Source organism: Staphylococcus kloosii (assembly GCF_003019255.1).
Classification (GTDB): domain Bacteria; phylum Bacillota; class Bacilli; order Staphylococcales; family Staphylococcaceae; genus Staphylococcus; species Staphylococcus kloosii.
In genome coordinates, this window is record NZ_CP027846.1 from 1024491 (window position 1) to 1037546 (window position 13056).

At 33.8% G+C, this 13056-nt stretch carries 19 protein-coding genes; 18 read left to right on the forward strand and 1 reads right to left on the reverse strand.

The window, feature by feature from the left end; all coding sequences use genetic code 11:
- The first annotated feature begins 15 nt into the window (after window positions 1-15).
- The 13 genes from C7J89_RS04935 (at window position 16) to rpsI (ending at window position 8060) form a co-directional block, all read left to right on the forward strand.
- A complete protein-coding gene (locus C7J89_RS04935) occupies window positions 16-666 on the forward strand; it encodes an adenylate kinase (RefSeq protein ID WP_061853474.1) in 651 nt (216 codons plus the stop codon).
- Between the two features lie 205 nt (window positions 667-871).
- The gene (gene infA / locus C7J89_RS04940; protein ID WP_001118443.1) at window positions 872-1090 is read left to right on the forward strand and encodes a translation initiation factor IF-1; all 219 of its coding nucleotides are present in this window, start codon (window positions 872-874) and stop codon (window positions 1088-1090) included.
- A 31-nt stretch (window positions 1091-1121) separates the two neighbouring features.
- Window positions 1122-1235, forward strand: a complete 114-nt coding sequence (gene rpmJ / locus C7J89_RS04945) for a 50S ribosomal protein L36 (protein ID WP_048792955.1) — start codon at window positions 1122-1124, stop codon at window positions 1233-1235.
- Between the two features lie 22 nt (window positions 1236-1257).
- A complete protein-coding gene (gene rpsM / locus C7J89_RS04950; RefSeq protein WP_061853473.1) occupies window positions 1258-1623 on the forward strand; it encodes a 30S ribosomal protein S13 in 366 nt (121 codons plus the stop codon).
- A 23-nt stretch (window positions 1624-1646) separates the two neighbouring features.
- The gene (gene rpsK / locus C7J89_RS04955; RefSeq protein ID WP_048792953.1) at window positions 1647-2036 is read left to right on the forward strand and encodes a 30S ribosomal protein S11; all 390 of its coding nucleotides are present in this window, start codon (window positions 1647-1649) and stop codon (window positions 2034-2036) included.
- A 76-nt stretch (window positions 2037-2112) separates the two neighbouring features.
- Window positions 2113-3057, forward strand: a complete 945-nt coding sequence (locus tag C7J89_RS04960; protein ID WP_048792952.1) for a DNA-directed RNA polymerase subunit alpha — start codon at window positions 2113-2115, stop codon at window positions 3055-3057.
- A gap of 18 nt (window positions 3058-3075) precedes the next feature.
- Entirely contained in the window at window positions 3076-3444 is a 369-nt protein-coding gene (rplQ, locus tag C7J89_RS04965) for a 50S ribosomal protein L17 (RefSeq protein WP_048792951.1), read from the forward strand.
- 287 nt (window positions 3445-3731) lie between these two features.
- Window positions 3732-4541, forward strand: coding sequence for an energy-coupling factor transporter ATPase (locus tag C7J89_RS04970; protein WP_103295876.1), 810 nt, complete (start codon window positions 3732-3734; stop codon window positions 4539-4541).
- Window positions 4538-5401, forward strand: a complete 864-nt coding sequence (locus tag C7J89_RS04975; protein ID WP_103295875.1) for an energy-coupling factor transporter ATPase — start codon at window positions 4538-4540, stop codon at window positions 5399-5401. The genes C7J89_RS04970 and C7J89_RS04975 overlap by 4 nt, the downstream gene beginning before the upstream one ends.
- The gene (locus C7J89_RS04980; RefSeq protein WP_103295874.1) at window positions 5391-6197 is read left to right on the forward strand and encodes an energy-coupling factor transporter transmembrane component T family protein; all 807 of its coding nucleotides are present in this window, start codon (window positions 5391-5393) and stop codon (window positions 6195-6197) included. Before C7J89_RS04975 ends, C7J89_RS04980 begins: the two co-directional genes overlap by 11 nt.
- Before the next feature lie 3 nt (window positions 6198-6200).
- Window positions 6201-7004 carry a tRNA pseudouridine(38-40) synthase TruA gene (gene truA / locus C7J89_RS04985; protein ID WP_061853469.1) on the forward strand — a complete coding sequence of 268 codons (804 nt, stop codon included), beginning with the start codon at window positions 6201-6203 and terminating at the stop codon, window positions 7002-7004.
- A gap of 206 nt (window positions 7005-7210) precedes the next feature.
- Window positions 7211-7648 carry a 50S ribosomal protein L13 gene (rplM, locus tag C7J89_RS04990; protein WP_048792946.1) on the forward strand — a complete coding sequence of 146 codons (438 nt, stop codon included), beginning with the start codon at window positions 7211-7213 and terminating at the stop codon, window positions 7646-7648.
- Between the two features lie 19 nt (window positions 7649-7667).
- Complete coding sequence (rpsI, locus tag C7J89_RS04995; protein ID WP_048792945.1) at window positions 7668-8060, forward strand: 30S ribosomal protein S9; 393 nt, start codon at window positions 7668-7670, stop codon at window positions 8058-8060.
- A gap of 82 nt (window positions 8061-8142) precedes the next feature.
- On the opposite strand, the gene C7J89_RS05000 is transcribed toward rpsI, so the two are convergent.
- Window positions 8143-9132 (reverse strand): LLM class flavin-dependent oxidoreductase, encoded by a 990-nt coding sequence (locus C7J89_RS05000; RefSeq protein WP_103295872.1) that lies wholly within the window; start codon window positions 9130-9132, stop codon window positions 8143-8145.
- 133 nt (window positions 9133-9265) lie between these two features.
- Here C7J89_RS05000 and C7J89_RS05005 point away from each other — a divergent pair, with 133 nt between their 5' ends.
- From C7J89_RS05005 to C7J89_RS05025, 5 genes are all read left to right on the forward strand, one after another.
- Window positions 9266-10273 (forward strand): NADP-dependent oxidoreductase, encoded by a 1008-nt coding sequence (locus tag C7J89_RS05005; protein ID WP_061853467.1) that lies wholly within the window; start codon window positions 9266-9268, stop codon window positions 10271-10273.
- 15 nt (window positions 10274-10288) lie between these two features.
- Window positions 10289-11311: a zinc-binding alcohol dehydrogenase family protein gene (locus C7J89_RS05010; RefSeq protein ID WP_103295871.1), complete on the forward strand. Its 1023-nt coding sequence runs from the start codon at window positions 10289-10291 to the stop codon at window positions 11309-11311.
- 291 nt (window positions 11312-11602) lie between these two features.
- Window positions 11603-12139 (forward strand): alkaline shock response membrane anchor protein AmaP, encoded by a 537-nt coding sequence (amaP, locus tag C7J89_RS05015; RefSeq protein ID WP_061853465.1) that lies wholly within the window; start codon window positions 11603-11605, stop codon window positions 12137-12139.
- A 12-nt stretch (window positions 12140-12151) separates the two neighbouring features.
- On the forward strand, window positions 12152-12391 hold the full coding sequence (locus C7J89_RS05020) for a DUF2273 domain-containing protein (RefSeq protein WP_061853464.1): 240 nt from the start codon (window positions 12152-12154) through the stop codon (window positions 12389-12391).
- A gap of 53 nt (window positions 12392-12444) precedes the next feature.
- Window positions 12445-12948 (forward strand): Asp23/Gls24 family envelope stress response protein, encoded by a 504-nt coding sequence (locus C7J89_RS05025; protein ID WP_061853463.1) that lies wholly within the window; start codon window positions 12445-12447, stop codon window positions 12946-12948.
- The last annotated feature ends 108 nt before the right edge of the window (window positions 12949-13056 follow it).

Sequence of the window (13056 nt, forward strand, 5' to 3'; positions counted from 1 at the left end):
TAGGAGGGCACTTTTATGAATATCATTTTAATGGGTTTACCTGGCGCAGGTAAAGGAACTCAAGCGAGTGAAATTGTAAAGAAATTCCCAATTCCACACATATCTACTGGTGACATGTTCAGAAAAGCGATTAAAGAAGAGACAGATTTAGGTAAAGAAGCTAAATCGTACATGGATCGTGGAGAATTAGTTCCTGATGAAGTTACTGTGGGTATCGTTAAAGAAAGAATTTCTGAAGACGATGCAAAAAAAGGATTCTTATTAGATGGCTTCCCTCGTACTATTGATCAAGCAGAAGCATTAAATGACATCATGAAACAATTAGACAGAGACATTGATGCTGTTATCAATATTGAGGTTCCAGAAGAAGAATTAATGAACCGCTTAACAGGTCGTCGTATCTGTCCTAAATGCGGAACAACATATCATCTAGTCTTTAACCCACCTAAAGAAGATGGTGTTTGCGATCTTGATGGTGAAAAGTTATATCAACGTGAAGATGATAACCCTGAAACAGTTGCTAATCGTTTAAACGTTAATGTTAAACAATCAAAACCTATTTTATCTTTCTATGATGAAAAAGGCGTATTGAAAAACATTGATGGTTCAAAAGATATCAACAAAGTCACAGAAGACGTTATTTCTATCTTAGATGACTTGAAATAATATTAACTTTATACGGTCTATGTATTGCAGTCATCCTATTTGAGTAAGTATCTACGTATTGAAAAAATAAAATAATATAAGAGTGACGTATAGCGTAAGTAATTCTTTTATTTTTGTTGACTTATTAACACGCACTGATAGACACGTATGGTTACAGTTGATAGCAGACGATAACCAACTATAGTAAAAAGGGGGAAGTTAATAAATGGCTAAACAAGATGTAATAGAATTAGAAGGTACTGTATTAGATACTTTACCAAATGCTATGTTTAAAGTAGAATTAGAAAATGGTCATGAGATTTTGGCACACGTTAGTGGTAAGATCAGAATGAATTATATTCGTATTCTACCTGGCGACAAAGTAACAGTAGAAATGTCTCCGTATGATTTAACTCGCGGAAGAATCACTTATCGTTATAAATAATCGTCACTCCATAATATAGGGAGGTATAAAAATGAAAGTAAGACCATCAGTTAAACCAATTTGCGAAAAATGTAAAGTCATTAAACGTAAAGGTAAAGTTATGGTAATTTGTGACAATCCTAAACACAAACAAAAACAAGGTTAATAAAAGAGAGGTGTAAATATATATGGCACGTATAGCAGGAGTGGATATTCCACGTGAAAAACGCATCGTTATTTCATTAACATACGTATACGGTATCGGTACTACGACAGCTCAAAAGATCGTAGAAGAAGCTAATGTTTCAGCTGAAACTCGCGTTAAAGATTTAACAGATGACGAATTAGGTCGTATCCGTGAAGTAGTAGACAGTTATAAAGTTGAAGGTGACTTACGTCGTGAACAAAACTTAAACATCAAACGTTTAATGGAAATTTCATCATATCGTGGAATCCGTCATCGTCGTGGTTTACCAGTACGCGGACAAAAAACTAAAAACAATGCTCGTACTCGTAAAGGCCCAGTTAAGACTGTAGCTAATAAGAAAAAATAATAGGTAAAGGAGGCAAAATTTAAATGGCACGTAAACAAGTATCTCGTAAACGTAGAGTGAAAAAGAATATTGAAAATGGAGTAGCTCATATCCGTTCAACATTCAATAATACAATCGTAACAATTACTGACGAATTTGGTAATGCATTATCTTGGTCATCAGCAGGTGCATTAGGATTTAAAGGTTCAAAAAAATCTACACCATTCGCAGCACAAATGGCAGCTGAAACAGCATCAAAAACAGCTATGGAACATGGTTTAAAATCCGTAGAATGTACAGTTAAAGGCCCAGGTCCTGGTCGTGAATCAGCTATTCGTGCATTACAATCAGCTGGTTTAGAAGTAACAGCAATCCGTGACGTTACTCCAGTACCACATAATGGTTGTCGTCCACCAAAACGTCGTCGCGTATAATTTTATTGTTATTGTCACAGGTCACTGAGAAATACAGTACAAATCTAGTCGACGTAGTCAAGGAGGATATTTGTAAATGATAGAAATCGAAAAACCTAGAATTGAAACAATAGAAATTAGTGAAGATGCTAAATTCGGTAAGTTCGTTGTTGAACCACTAGAACGTGGCTATGGTACTACACTAGGAAACTCCTTACGTCGTATCCTACTATCTTCATTGCCAGGCGCAGCCGTTAAATATATCGAAATCGAAGGTGTACTTCACGAGTTCTCTGCAATAGACAATGTAGTTGAAGACGTTTCTACAATCATTATGAACGTTAAAAAACTAGCATTAAAAATCTATTCAGAAGAAGATAAAACGTTAGAAATCGATGTTAAGGATGAAGGCGAAGTAACTGCAAGTGACATTACTCATGATAGTGATGTTGAGATTTTAAATCCTGAACTGAAATTGGCGACTGTTTCTAAAGGTGGACATTTAAAAATCCGTCTTGTTGCAAACAAGGGTAGAGGTTACGCATTAGCAGAACAAAATAACACTAGTGATTTACCAATTGGAGTAATTCCTGTTGATTCACTATATTCACCTGTAGAACGTGTTAACTACACAGTAGAAAATACACGCGTAGGACAAAGTAGTGATTTTGACAAATTAACACTAGATGTGTGGACTAATGGATCTATTACGCCACAAGAATCAGTTTCATTAGCAGCAAAAATTTTAACTGAACACTTGAATATCTTTGTTGGATTGACTGACGAAGCACAAAATGCTGAAATCATGATTGAAAAAGAAGAAGATCAAAAAGAAAAAGTACTTGAAATGTCTATCGAAGAGTTAGACTTATCTGTTCGTTCATACAACTGTTTAAAACGTGCAGGCATTAATTCTGTTCAAGAATTAGCTGACAAGTCTGAAGCAGACATGATGAAAGTGCGTAATTTAGGTCGTAAATCACTTGAAGAAGTTAAATATAAACTTGAAGACTTAGGTTTAGGCTTAAGAAAAGAAGACTAATATAAAGGAGGTTAACTCATGGGTTACAGAAAATTAGGTCGTACTTCTGATCAACGTAAAGCTATGTTACGTGACTTAGCTACATCACTTATCGTTAGTGAACGTATCGAAACTACTGACGCTCGTGCTAAAGAAGTACGTAGTATCGTAGAAAAATTAATTACTTTAGGTAAAAAAGGCGATTTAGCTTCTCGTCGTAATGCAGCTAAAACATTACGTAATGTTGAGATTTTAAACGAAGATGAATCTACACAAACTGCTCTTCAAAAATTATTCGGTGAGATTGCAGAACGTTATACTGAACGTCAAGGCGGATATACTCGTATCCTTAAAGCTGGTCCTCGTCGTGGTGACGGTGCCGAATCAGTAATTATCGAATTAGTATAATTTTAAAATAAATACACGTACTACTATGTATAAAGCAAATGAGTGCAACGATAATGTTTGCCACATACAAATATTGTCTAGCTCAGAGTACCCCATCAACCAAATAATATTTTAAAGCGTGAACTCAAATAATCTGATGGGGTGCGCGCTTTTTTATTTAAGCTATAGTTAAAGCTATGGCTTTTTTTATTTGACTATCTTTAAAGTGACTCATTGGTGGTGTAGGATATACATAAATATTAAAATCATGTAAAATAGAACAGTATACATTTATGGGGGGCAATGAAATGCAAACTAATGGTCAAATTATAAAATTTAATCACGTTTCATTTAAATATAAAAGTGATGAACCATATGCTTTGAAAGATGTTTCATTTGCTATCCCTAAAGGGAAGTGGACTTCAATCGTTGGTCATAATGGTTCAGGAAAATCAACACTCGCTAAACTCATGGTGGGAATTGAACAAGTCAACGAAGGGAACATTACCTACAACAATCAAGTTATAGATAACGCTAATTTACAAGTTTTACGTAAAAGTATTGGTATTGTTTTTCAAAATCCAGAAAATCAATTCGTCGGTTCAACCGTTGAATTTGATGTTGCATTTGGTCTCGAAAATCATGCTGTCCCATATGACGAAATGCATGATATCGTGCCAAAGGCATTGAGTGATGTACAAATGCTTGATAGGGCAAATAAAGAACCTCAATCATTGTCTGGTGGGCAAAAACAACGCGTCGCAATTGCCGGCGTTTTAGCATTGAATACTGAGGTTATTATTTTGGATGAAGCTACTTCAATGTTAGATCCATACGGACGTTCTGCTTTGATGAATCTAGTGCGCAAACTAAACCATGAGAAAGAAGTTACAATTATTTCTATTACACATGATTTATCAGAAGCAGCTGAAGCCGATAATTTAATTGTCTTAGATAAAGGGGAGATATTTACCACAGGCACACCTCAGCAAGTTTTTGATAAAGGTGAAGCATTATCCCAAATAGGACTCGATTTACCATTTTCAATGCGTATTAATCAACTGTTGGGTAATCCCTTACAATATATTTCATATGAAGGGTTGGTAAGCCAGTTATGACGGTCGAATTTAATCAAGTGAATTATGTTTATCAACAAGGCACACCATATGAGTATCATGCTTTGAGGGATATTACGACACAATTTGATGATGGTAAGTATTATGCCGTAATAGGTCAAACTGGTTCTGGAAAATCAACGTTAATACAACATTTTAATGGTCTGTTAAAGCCTACAATCGGGAAAATGGTATTTAATGATATCGTTATTCAACAAAAAACCAAAGATAAATTATTACGTGATATTCGTAAAAAAGTTGGTATTGTATTTCAATTTCCAGAATCTCAATTATTTGAAGATAGTGTTGATAAGGAAATAGAATTTGGCCCTAAAAATTTTGGTATGGATATTGAAAAAGTTAAAAAAAGAGCGTTTCAATTGTTGTTGGAATTTGGCTTTCCAAGAGAAATAATGACCTTATCTCCATTCCAAATGTCTGGGGGACAAATGAGAAAAATAGCTTTAACTTCAATATTAGCTATGGATCCAGATATTATTATTTTAGATGAACCTACAGCTGGCTTAGATCCACAAAGTAAAAAACAAATTATGCGCAAAATTAAAGAATTACAGCAACAACACAATAAAACAATTATATTGATAACGCATGAAATGAATGATGTGGCAAAATATGCTGACGAAGTTAAATTAATGCATAACGGTGAATTGACGGATGATTTAACACCGCGTGAACTTTTTGCCGATAGTGATGCTGTTAATAAATATCAGTTGGATGTTCCAGAAGTTGTTAAATTGCAACGTGATGTCGAAGAGAAGTATCACTTTAAGTTCGATAAAGTTGCTTTAACAGAAGAAGAGTTTGTGGAAATGTATAAGGAGTGGCGTAGTAATGAAAGATAAGTTTATAATTGGTCGTTACTTACCGCTTGATACACTTATACATCGCTTAGATCCGAGATCTAAGCTAATCTTTGTGTTCTTATTTGTCATTTTAATATTCTTTGCACATTCGTTTGCAACTTACCTATGGTTATTTATTCTTATAATGACTATAGTACAACTATCTCATATTAAAACATGGTTTTTAATTAAAGGGTTAACACCTATTTGGATATTTTTAATATTTACATTTATTATGCATTTGTTCGTTACTAAAGGTGGCGTACGTATCTTTGAACTCGGCTTTGTATCTATTGATACACATGGCATTTTAGAAGGTATCTACATCGTACTACGTCTAATGTTTATTATGATGATTTCAACCGTCATGACATTAACTACAAGCCCTATTGATTTAACTGATGCATTTGAAAAATTATTATATCCTTTGAAATTGGTTAAAATACCCGTGCATCAGCTGAGTATGATGATGTCAATTGCGTTACGTTTTATACCAACATTAATGAATGAGTTAGATAAAATTATATTAGCTCAAAAATCTCGTGGCTCTGAACTGAGTAGTGGAACTTTAATGAATAGAATTAAAGCATTTATACCACTCTTGATACCATTATTTATTTCAGCATTTCAACGAGCTGAAGATTTAGCCATAGCAATGGAAGTTAGAGGCTATGACGCCAATACTGAACGTACAAGTTACCGTGAATTGCAATGGAAGTTGAAAGATACTATTGTAGTACTCTTAATAATTCCTATAGCAGTTGTATTATTTGTACTTAAATATATAGGAGTGTAAAACATGCGTGTGTTAGTAAATATTTCATATCTAGGTACACATTTTATGGGATTTCAAATTCAACAACACGAAAGAACCATTCAACAACAATTCGAACGTATATTAAAAAGAATGCATAAAAGACCAATACGTATTCACCCAACAAGTAGAACTGACAGAGGTGTGCATGCATACGAACAATTTTTTCACTTTGATACAGAGTTAAATATCACGCCAGAAAAGTGGCGATATGCAATGAACAGTGCGTTACCTAATGATATTTTAGTTAAAGCAGTTTCCTTCGTCGATGATTCGTTTCATTGTAGATATGACTGTGTAGGTAAATCATATCGCTATAAAGCATATGTAGCTGAGGAGCGCGATCCTTTTCAAAGTGGATTAAGAACACATATCAAAGAAAGCTTGAATTATGATAAAATGAATGAAGCTGCTGCTAAATTTATAGGCACGCATGATTTTACTGGCTTCTGCTCTCAAAAAACTGAAGTAGATAGTAAAGTGCGTACGATTTATCAAAGCGAAATTATCCAAACTGAAGATGGTTTTGATTATGTCGTAACTGGTTCAGGATTTTTGTATAATATGGTGCGTGTGCTCGTCGCATTTCTCGTTGAAGTAGGTAAAGGACACCGTAGTCCAGAAGAAGTGCCAAGTTTATTAGAAGCGCGCAATCGCAGTAATGTACCATTTACGGCAGCAGCAGATGGACTTTATTTAGAACATATATATTTATCAGAACAATCGTTAATTCAAGACTTTGGTGAAGATATAAAAATACACCGAAAAAAATCATTGCAAAATGACTAAATTACATTGACAAATTGACATAAAAATTATACGATTATCAACGGTATTGTTTTATATCACCCCACGATAAGCCCCGGAAACTTATTGTGTTACAAGATATATAAGCAGGTAGAACAACAGTTAACAAATAAATGAAATCGAAGCTTTTAATCGTAACAATTATTTAATAACAAAAGAACCATTCATTTACTAGGAGGACATTAATTATGCGTCAAACATTTATGGCTAATGAAGCAAACATTGAGCGCAAATGGTATGTTATCGATGCAGAAGGTCAAACACTTGGTCGTCTATCATCAGAAGTAGCAGCTATTTTACGCGGTAAGAATAAAGTAACTTATACACCACACGCTGACACAGGTGATTATGTAATCATCATCAATGCAGGTAAAATCCAATTCACAGGTAATAAAGCTCAAGATAAAGTTTATTACCGTCACTCAAACCACCCAGGCGGAATCAAATCTGTTACTGCTGGTGAGTTAAGAGAAAACAATCCAGAACGTTTACTTGAAACTTCAATTAAAGGTATGTTACCAAGCACTCGTTTAGGCGAAAAACAAGGTAAAAAATTATTTGTATATGGTGGCGCTGAACATCCACACGCTGCACAACAACCAGAAAACTACGAGTTACGTGGTTAATTAGAAGGAGGAAATTACATTGGCACAAGTTGAATATAGAGGCACAGGCCGTCGTAAAAACTCAGTAGCACGTGTACGTTTGGTACCAGGTGAAGGTAACATTACAGTTAATGGACGTGACGTACGTGCATACTTACCATTCGAATCATTAATCTTAGACATTAACCAAGCTTTCGACGTTACAGAAACTAAAGGTAACTACGATGTATTAGTAAATGTACAAGGTGGAGGTTTCACTGGGCAAGCTCAAGCTATCCGTCACGGAATCTCTCGTGCATTATTAGAAGCTGATCCTGAATACAGAGGTTCTTTAAAACGCGCTGGATTACTTACTCGTGACCCACGTATGAAAGAACGTAAAAAACCAGGTCTTAAAAAAGCACGTCGTTCACCACAATTCTCAAAACGTTAATATTATTATTACGTTACAAAAGCACTTTTCGTTTATCGAAAAGTGCTTTTTTTTATGCCCTTATTTAATTAAGTAAGGTATGTTATTGCATTTCCCCTAGAAGTGTAATCAAGCGTTCTCTATGTTCTTCACCATACACATGTGGCAACACCATAATTTCATCTGCATTATAAAAACGTTGAATATGCATTAATTGTCTATAAACCTCAGATATTGTCCCCGAAATTACCCGATTTTCATTTTTAGCAATTTTTTCTAGTTCTCTTGAAGAGAAACCTCTTTCCTCAACAAATTTAGGTGATGGATAGAAGTGTGGTTGTTCTAAATAATTTATTCTTAATAACCACAGATGAAATGCCTTAGTTAAGGCATTAATAGTAGTCTCATCGTCTGCGGTAATCACAAATGTAGCAACAATAATATAGGGCTGTTGAGTTGTATTATTTGCTGAAAATGTACGACGATATGTTTCAATCATCGCGTCTATTTTACTTTGAGACTGTCCCATTAATGCTATGACTAAGGGTAACCCTTTTTTCGCAGCTATTTTTGCACTTGCTTCACTTGTAGATAGTAAGAATAAATTAGGTTGAGAATCTATTATTGGTGTGGCAAGTAATTGTTGAAATCTATTATTTGACGATTTGTCATCATTAAAATAAGTACTTAAATCAGCTAGTTGTGTTTCATAATCTATTTGTTTATTTTTACCTTCATTGAGCGCTTTATTAACGTTGTTAAAACTCGGTGAGCGCCCTATGCCTAAATCTACTCTGTTGGGATGGCGAGCTTCTAAAATTTTAAATTGTTCAGCTACTTTATATGCACTATAATGCGGTAACATGATGCCACCGCTCCCAATATTAATCGAAGCTGTATTTTCTAATAGTGACATCATAATCATTTCAGGCGCACTGGATGCTACTGAATAGACTTGATGGTGTTCAGCGACCCAATACCGCTTAAAATGAAACTTTTCTGCTAATTGTGCAAGTTGTACAGTATGATTTAAAGCATCTGTAGCATTACGATTTTCAAATATTGGTACATAATCTAATATACTTAAATTCATTTTTAACGCTCCAATAGTAGTTTACAATTTTACGCTTATCATAACATGCGTTAAATGAATAAGCGATTTGATTGATTGAACGTAAATCGGGGAATATCATTAAATGTATGATAAATTTTTAGGAGTGATGTAAATGAAAACAGAACAAGTCGTACTCGCTAAAAGACCTGAAGGTATACCAAGTGATGATGTATTTAGATACGAAACAATTGAAGTAGCTAAACCTCAAGAGAATGAGATTATGGTAGAATCGCTCTATATATCAGTCGATCCTTATATGAGAGGAAGAATGGATGACTCAGAGTCGTATGTGGCACCATTTGAACTAGATAAACCGATAGTCAGTCATATTGTGGCTCGAGTTATTGAAAGTAAAGATAGTAATATTGTTGAAGACGATATCGTTGTTGGTCGTTTACCATGGCGTAAAAAAATGACGGTAAATAGTGCAGAAGTCACAAAAGTAACAAATCATGATATTCCTATTTATTTATACCTGAGTGTATTAGGATTAACTGGTCAAACTGCATATCATGGCTTATTAAAGATAGGAAATCCTCAACCGAACGAAACCGTTGTAGTTTCAGCTGCATCAGGTGCAGTCGGCTCAGTAGTGGGTCAAATTGCGAAAATAAAAGGCGCTCGTGTTGTTGGTATTGCAGGTGGCCAAGAAAAAACGAAGTATATAAAAACTGAATTAGGCTTTGATGAAGCAATAGATTATAAAGATAGTAATTTTGCGCAAAATCTTGCTCAAGCCGTTCCTGATGGCATAGATGTTTATTTTGAAAATGTAGGCGGCGAAATTGCCGATGAAGTATTCAAACACTTAAACCAATTTGCAAGAATACCAGTATGTGGCGCAATATCAGGTTATAATGATAATGAGATTTCATTTGGCCCTAGAATACAACCTATACTCATAAAATCACAAGCGCTTATGCAAGGATTTATTGTAGGTAATTATGCTGATGATTTTCCACAAGCAAGTAAACAGTTAGCGCAATGGGTAGAAGAAAATAAAATTAAAACGAAAACATCTATTATGGATGGTTTTGAAAATTTACCACATGCATTTAGAAATTTATTTAGTGGCGACAACTTTGGTAAACAAGTTGTTAATGTCGAAAATGATATATAAAAGGAGTGTCTGAGCATGAAAGCAATTGGTGCAGATAAAGGATTTCAACTTGATGAGGGGAATTTATTTTATGAATTTGACCGAGCTAAACCTACACCACAAAAGCAAGAATTGTTAGTTAAAGTGAATGCGATTAGTGTTAATCCTGTTGATACTAAAATAAGACAAAGTCCTATAGAAGATGGACCACGTGTTTTAGGATTTGACGCTGTAGGTGTTGTTGAAGCGGTAGGTGAAAAAGTTAGTTCATTTAAAGTTGGAGATAAAGTTTACTACTCTGGTTCTCCAAATTATCAAGGCTCAAACGAAGAATATCAACTAGTAGATGAAAGAGTTGTAGCTTTAAAACCAACAAACCTGTCAGATGTTGAAGCCGCAAGTATTCCACTGACTGCTTTAACTGCTTCGGAAACATTATTTGATGTGTTTGGTATTTCACATCAACCTAAAGAGAATGAAGGCAAATCTATATTGATTATTAATGGTGCTGGCGGTGTAGGTAGCATTGCTACACAAATTGCCAAACATCACGGATTAAAAGTTATTACTACTGCTTCTAGACCGGAAACGGTTGAGTGGTCTCAAAATATGGGTGCAGATATTGTATTAAATCATAGAAATGATTTGAGTGATGAGTTTGCGCAACATAATATAAAAGATGTTGATTACATCTTTTGTACGTTCGACACTGATTTATATTTTGAAAAAATGATTGAACTTGTAAAAACGAGAGGTAAAATTGCCACAATAGTTGCATTTAATGAGAAGCAAGATCTCAATTTATTAAAATCTAAAAGCGTCACATTTACACATGAATATATGTACTCTAGACCGTTACATGATGCTGATGATTTAAATATACATCATCAGTATTTGACAGATATTACTGAGAAACTAGAGGCAGGACAATATAAACCAACGGTAAATAAAGTTATTGATGGGTTATCAGCAGACTCATTATATGAAGCACATAAAACGCTAGAAAGTCATAGCATGATTGGTAAATTAGTTATCACATTAGATGACATAGCAAATTAATAATTATTCAAAGCAACCTTTTATTTAAAGGTTGTTTTTTCTATTTTAAATGACTAAAAAATGCTCAAAAAGGGTAAATAAAGGTAGTTATAATAAAATATACTTTATAAGAGGGATAACCTATTATAAAATTTCAAAATTGTTCAAGTTATATTGTTTTAGATAACTAATTTTTTATTTATTTTGAAAGAAAAGTTAAAAAAATGTTTTTTGAAATTACTTATTGGGTATATTTTTGTATGACGCAGTACTAAAAATCACAGTTTAAATGCATAGGAGGTGTCATACGGGGTGAAACGCTTAAAGAACTTTATCTTAGGACTATTAATTGTTGTCATTGTTGGGTTCTTATTATTCATGTATATTGATGATTCTAGAATAACGCAATACCAACAATACCTATTACAATTTAATTGGTTCAAACCAACACTTATTGGATTGGCAGCATTTCTTATTTTAATAGGTCTTATCTTAGTATTTAGCTTGTTCAAACCTACGTATAGAAAACCTGGACTTTATAAAGATTATCAGGATGGACATATTTATGTATCAAGAAAAGCAGTTGAAAAATCTGCTTACGATACTCTAGTAAATTATGATCAAATTAGACAGCCAAACGTAGTGGCTAAACTTTATAACAAGAAAAAGAACTCACATATTTCAATCAAAGCTGATTTCTTTGTTCCAGGAGATGTACAAGTTAAATCATTAACTGAACAAATTAGAAATGATATTAAGCAAAATGTTGAACATTTTACAGAAATACCTGTAAAAAAATTAGAGGTCAATGTTAGAGATCAAAAAACCTCAGGTCAACGCGTGTTGTAAGGGAGGGTAATCATGACTAACAATAACAATCAAAATGGACAAGATTCCACTCAAGCAGTGATTGATATATTCAAATCATTTAAGTGGAGAATTATAGGTTTCTTAGCATTCTTAATTATCGCGATTCTATTTTTAACGTTAGGTTTTTGGAAAACAATTTTAATTATAGTATTGTGTTTAATTGGCATCGGTATAGGGTATATGAAAGACCGTAAGCAAGACTTTTTAAATTTTTTAAACCGATGGAGTTAAATAATAACTTTTAACTTTTAAAATTTAAAATTCACAATAAAGGAGAAATTAATATGGCAGTAGATAACAATAAAGCAAAACAAGCATATGATAACCAAACTGGAGTAAACGAAAAAGAACAAGAGCAAAAACAAGAACAACAAAATCAAGAACAAAACTTCTCAAACAAATTAACTTTTGCTGACGAAGTAATCGAAAAAATTGCCGGAATTGCAGCACGTGAAGTTAACGGCATCTTAGCTATGAAAGGCGGATTTGTAGATAGCATCTCAAATTCATTCGGTAGCAATAGCGGCGGTAACGTTACACAAGGTGTTAGCGTTGAAGTAGGAGAAAAACAAGCTGCAGTTGATTTAAAAGTAATTTTAGAATATGGTGAATCAGCTCCTAAGATTTTCCGTAAAGTGACTGATTTAGTTAAAGAGCAAGTAAAATATATTACTGGTTTAGACGTAGTAGAAGTTAATATGCACGTTGAAGACGTAATGACTAAAAAAGAATGGTCACAAAAAAATGATAAAAACCAATCTTCAAATGAAGAAAAAGGTTTACAATAATATAATAAAGCCTGAGACGATATGTCTCAGGCTTTATTTTTTATGATCAGTAGATGACTGAATTGAAAATACGCTTGTATCAAGCTTCTTTCAACTATAGTCATCTTG

Coding starts and splice junctions, on each gene's coding strand:
- rpmJ (WP_048792955.1), top strand. CDS start 1,122: ATGAAAGTAAGACCATCAGTTAAACCAATTTGCGAAAAATGTAAAGTC.
- rpsM (WP_061853473.1), top strand. CDS start 1,258: ATGGCACGTATAGCAGGAGTGGATATTCCACGTGAAAAACGCATCGTT.
- C7J89_RS04970 (WP_103295876.1), top strand. CDS start 3,732: ATGCAAACTAATGGTCAAATTATAAAATTTAATCACGTTTCATTTAAA.
- C7J89_RS04980 (WP_103295874.1), top strand. CDS start 5,391: ATGAAAGATAAGTTTATAATTGGTCGTTACTTACCGCTTGATACACTT.
- rplQ (WP_048792951.1), top strand. CDS start 3,076: ATGGGTTACAGAAAATTAGGTCGTACTTCTGATCAACGTAAAGCTATG.
- truA (WP_061853469.1), top strand. CDS start 6,201: ATGCGTGTGTTAGTAAATATTTCATATCTAGGTACACATTTTATGGGA.
- C7J89_RS05005 (WP_061853467.1), top strand. CDS start 9,266: ATGAAAACAGAACAAGTCGTACTCGCTAAAAGACCTGAAGGTATACCA.
- C7J89_RS04935 (WP_061853474.1), top strand. CDS start 16: ATGAATATCATTTTAATGGGTTTACCTGGCGCAGGTAAAGGAACTCAA.
- C7J89_RS04975 (WP_103295875.1), top strand. CDS start 4,538: ATGACGGTCGAATTTAATCAAGTGAATTATGTTTATCAACAAGGCACA.
- C7J89_RS05020 (WP_061853464.1), top strand. CDS start 12,152: ATGACTAACAATAACAATCAAAATGGACAAGATTCCACTCAAGCAGTG.
- infA (WP_001118443.1), top strand. CDS start 872: ATGGCTAAACAAGATGTAATAGAATTAGAAGGTACTGTATTAGATACT.
- rplM (WP_048792946.1), top strand. CDS start 7,211: ATGCGTCAAACATTTATGGCTAATGAAGCAAACATTGAGCGCAAATGG.
- C7J89_RS05000 (WP_103295872.1), bottom strand. CDS start 9,132: ATGAATTTAAGTATATTAGATTATGTACCAATATTTGAAAATCGTAAT.
- C7J89_RS04960 (WP_048792952.1), top strand. CDS start 2,113: ATGATAGAAATCGAAAAACCTAGAATTGAAACAATAGAAATTAGTGAA.
- C7J89_RS05010 (WP_103295871.1), top strand. CDS start 10,289: ATGAAAGCAATTGGTGCAGATAAAGGATTTCAACTTGATGAGGGGAAT.
- C7J89_RS05025 (WP_061853463.1), top strand. CDS start 12,445: ATGGCAGTAGATAACAATAAAGCAAAACAAGCATATGATAACCAAACT.
- rpsK (WP_048792953.1), top strand. CDS start 1,647: ATGGCACGTAAACAAGTATCTCGTAAACGTAGAGTGAAAAAGAATATT.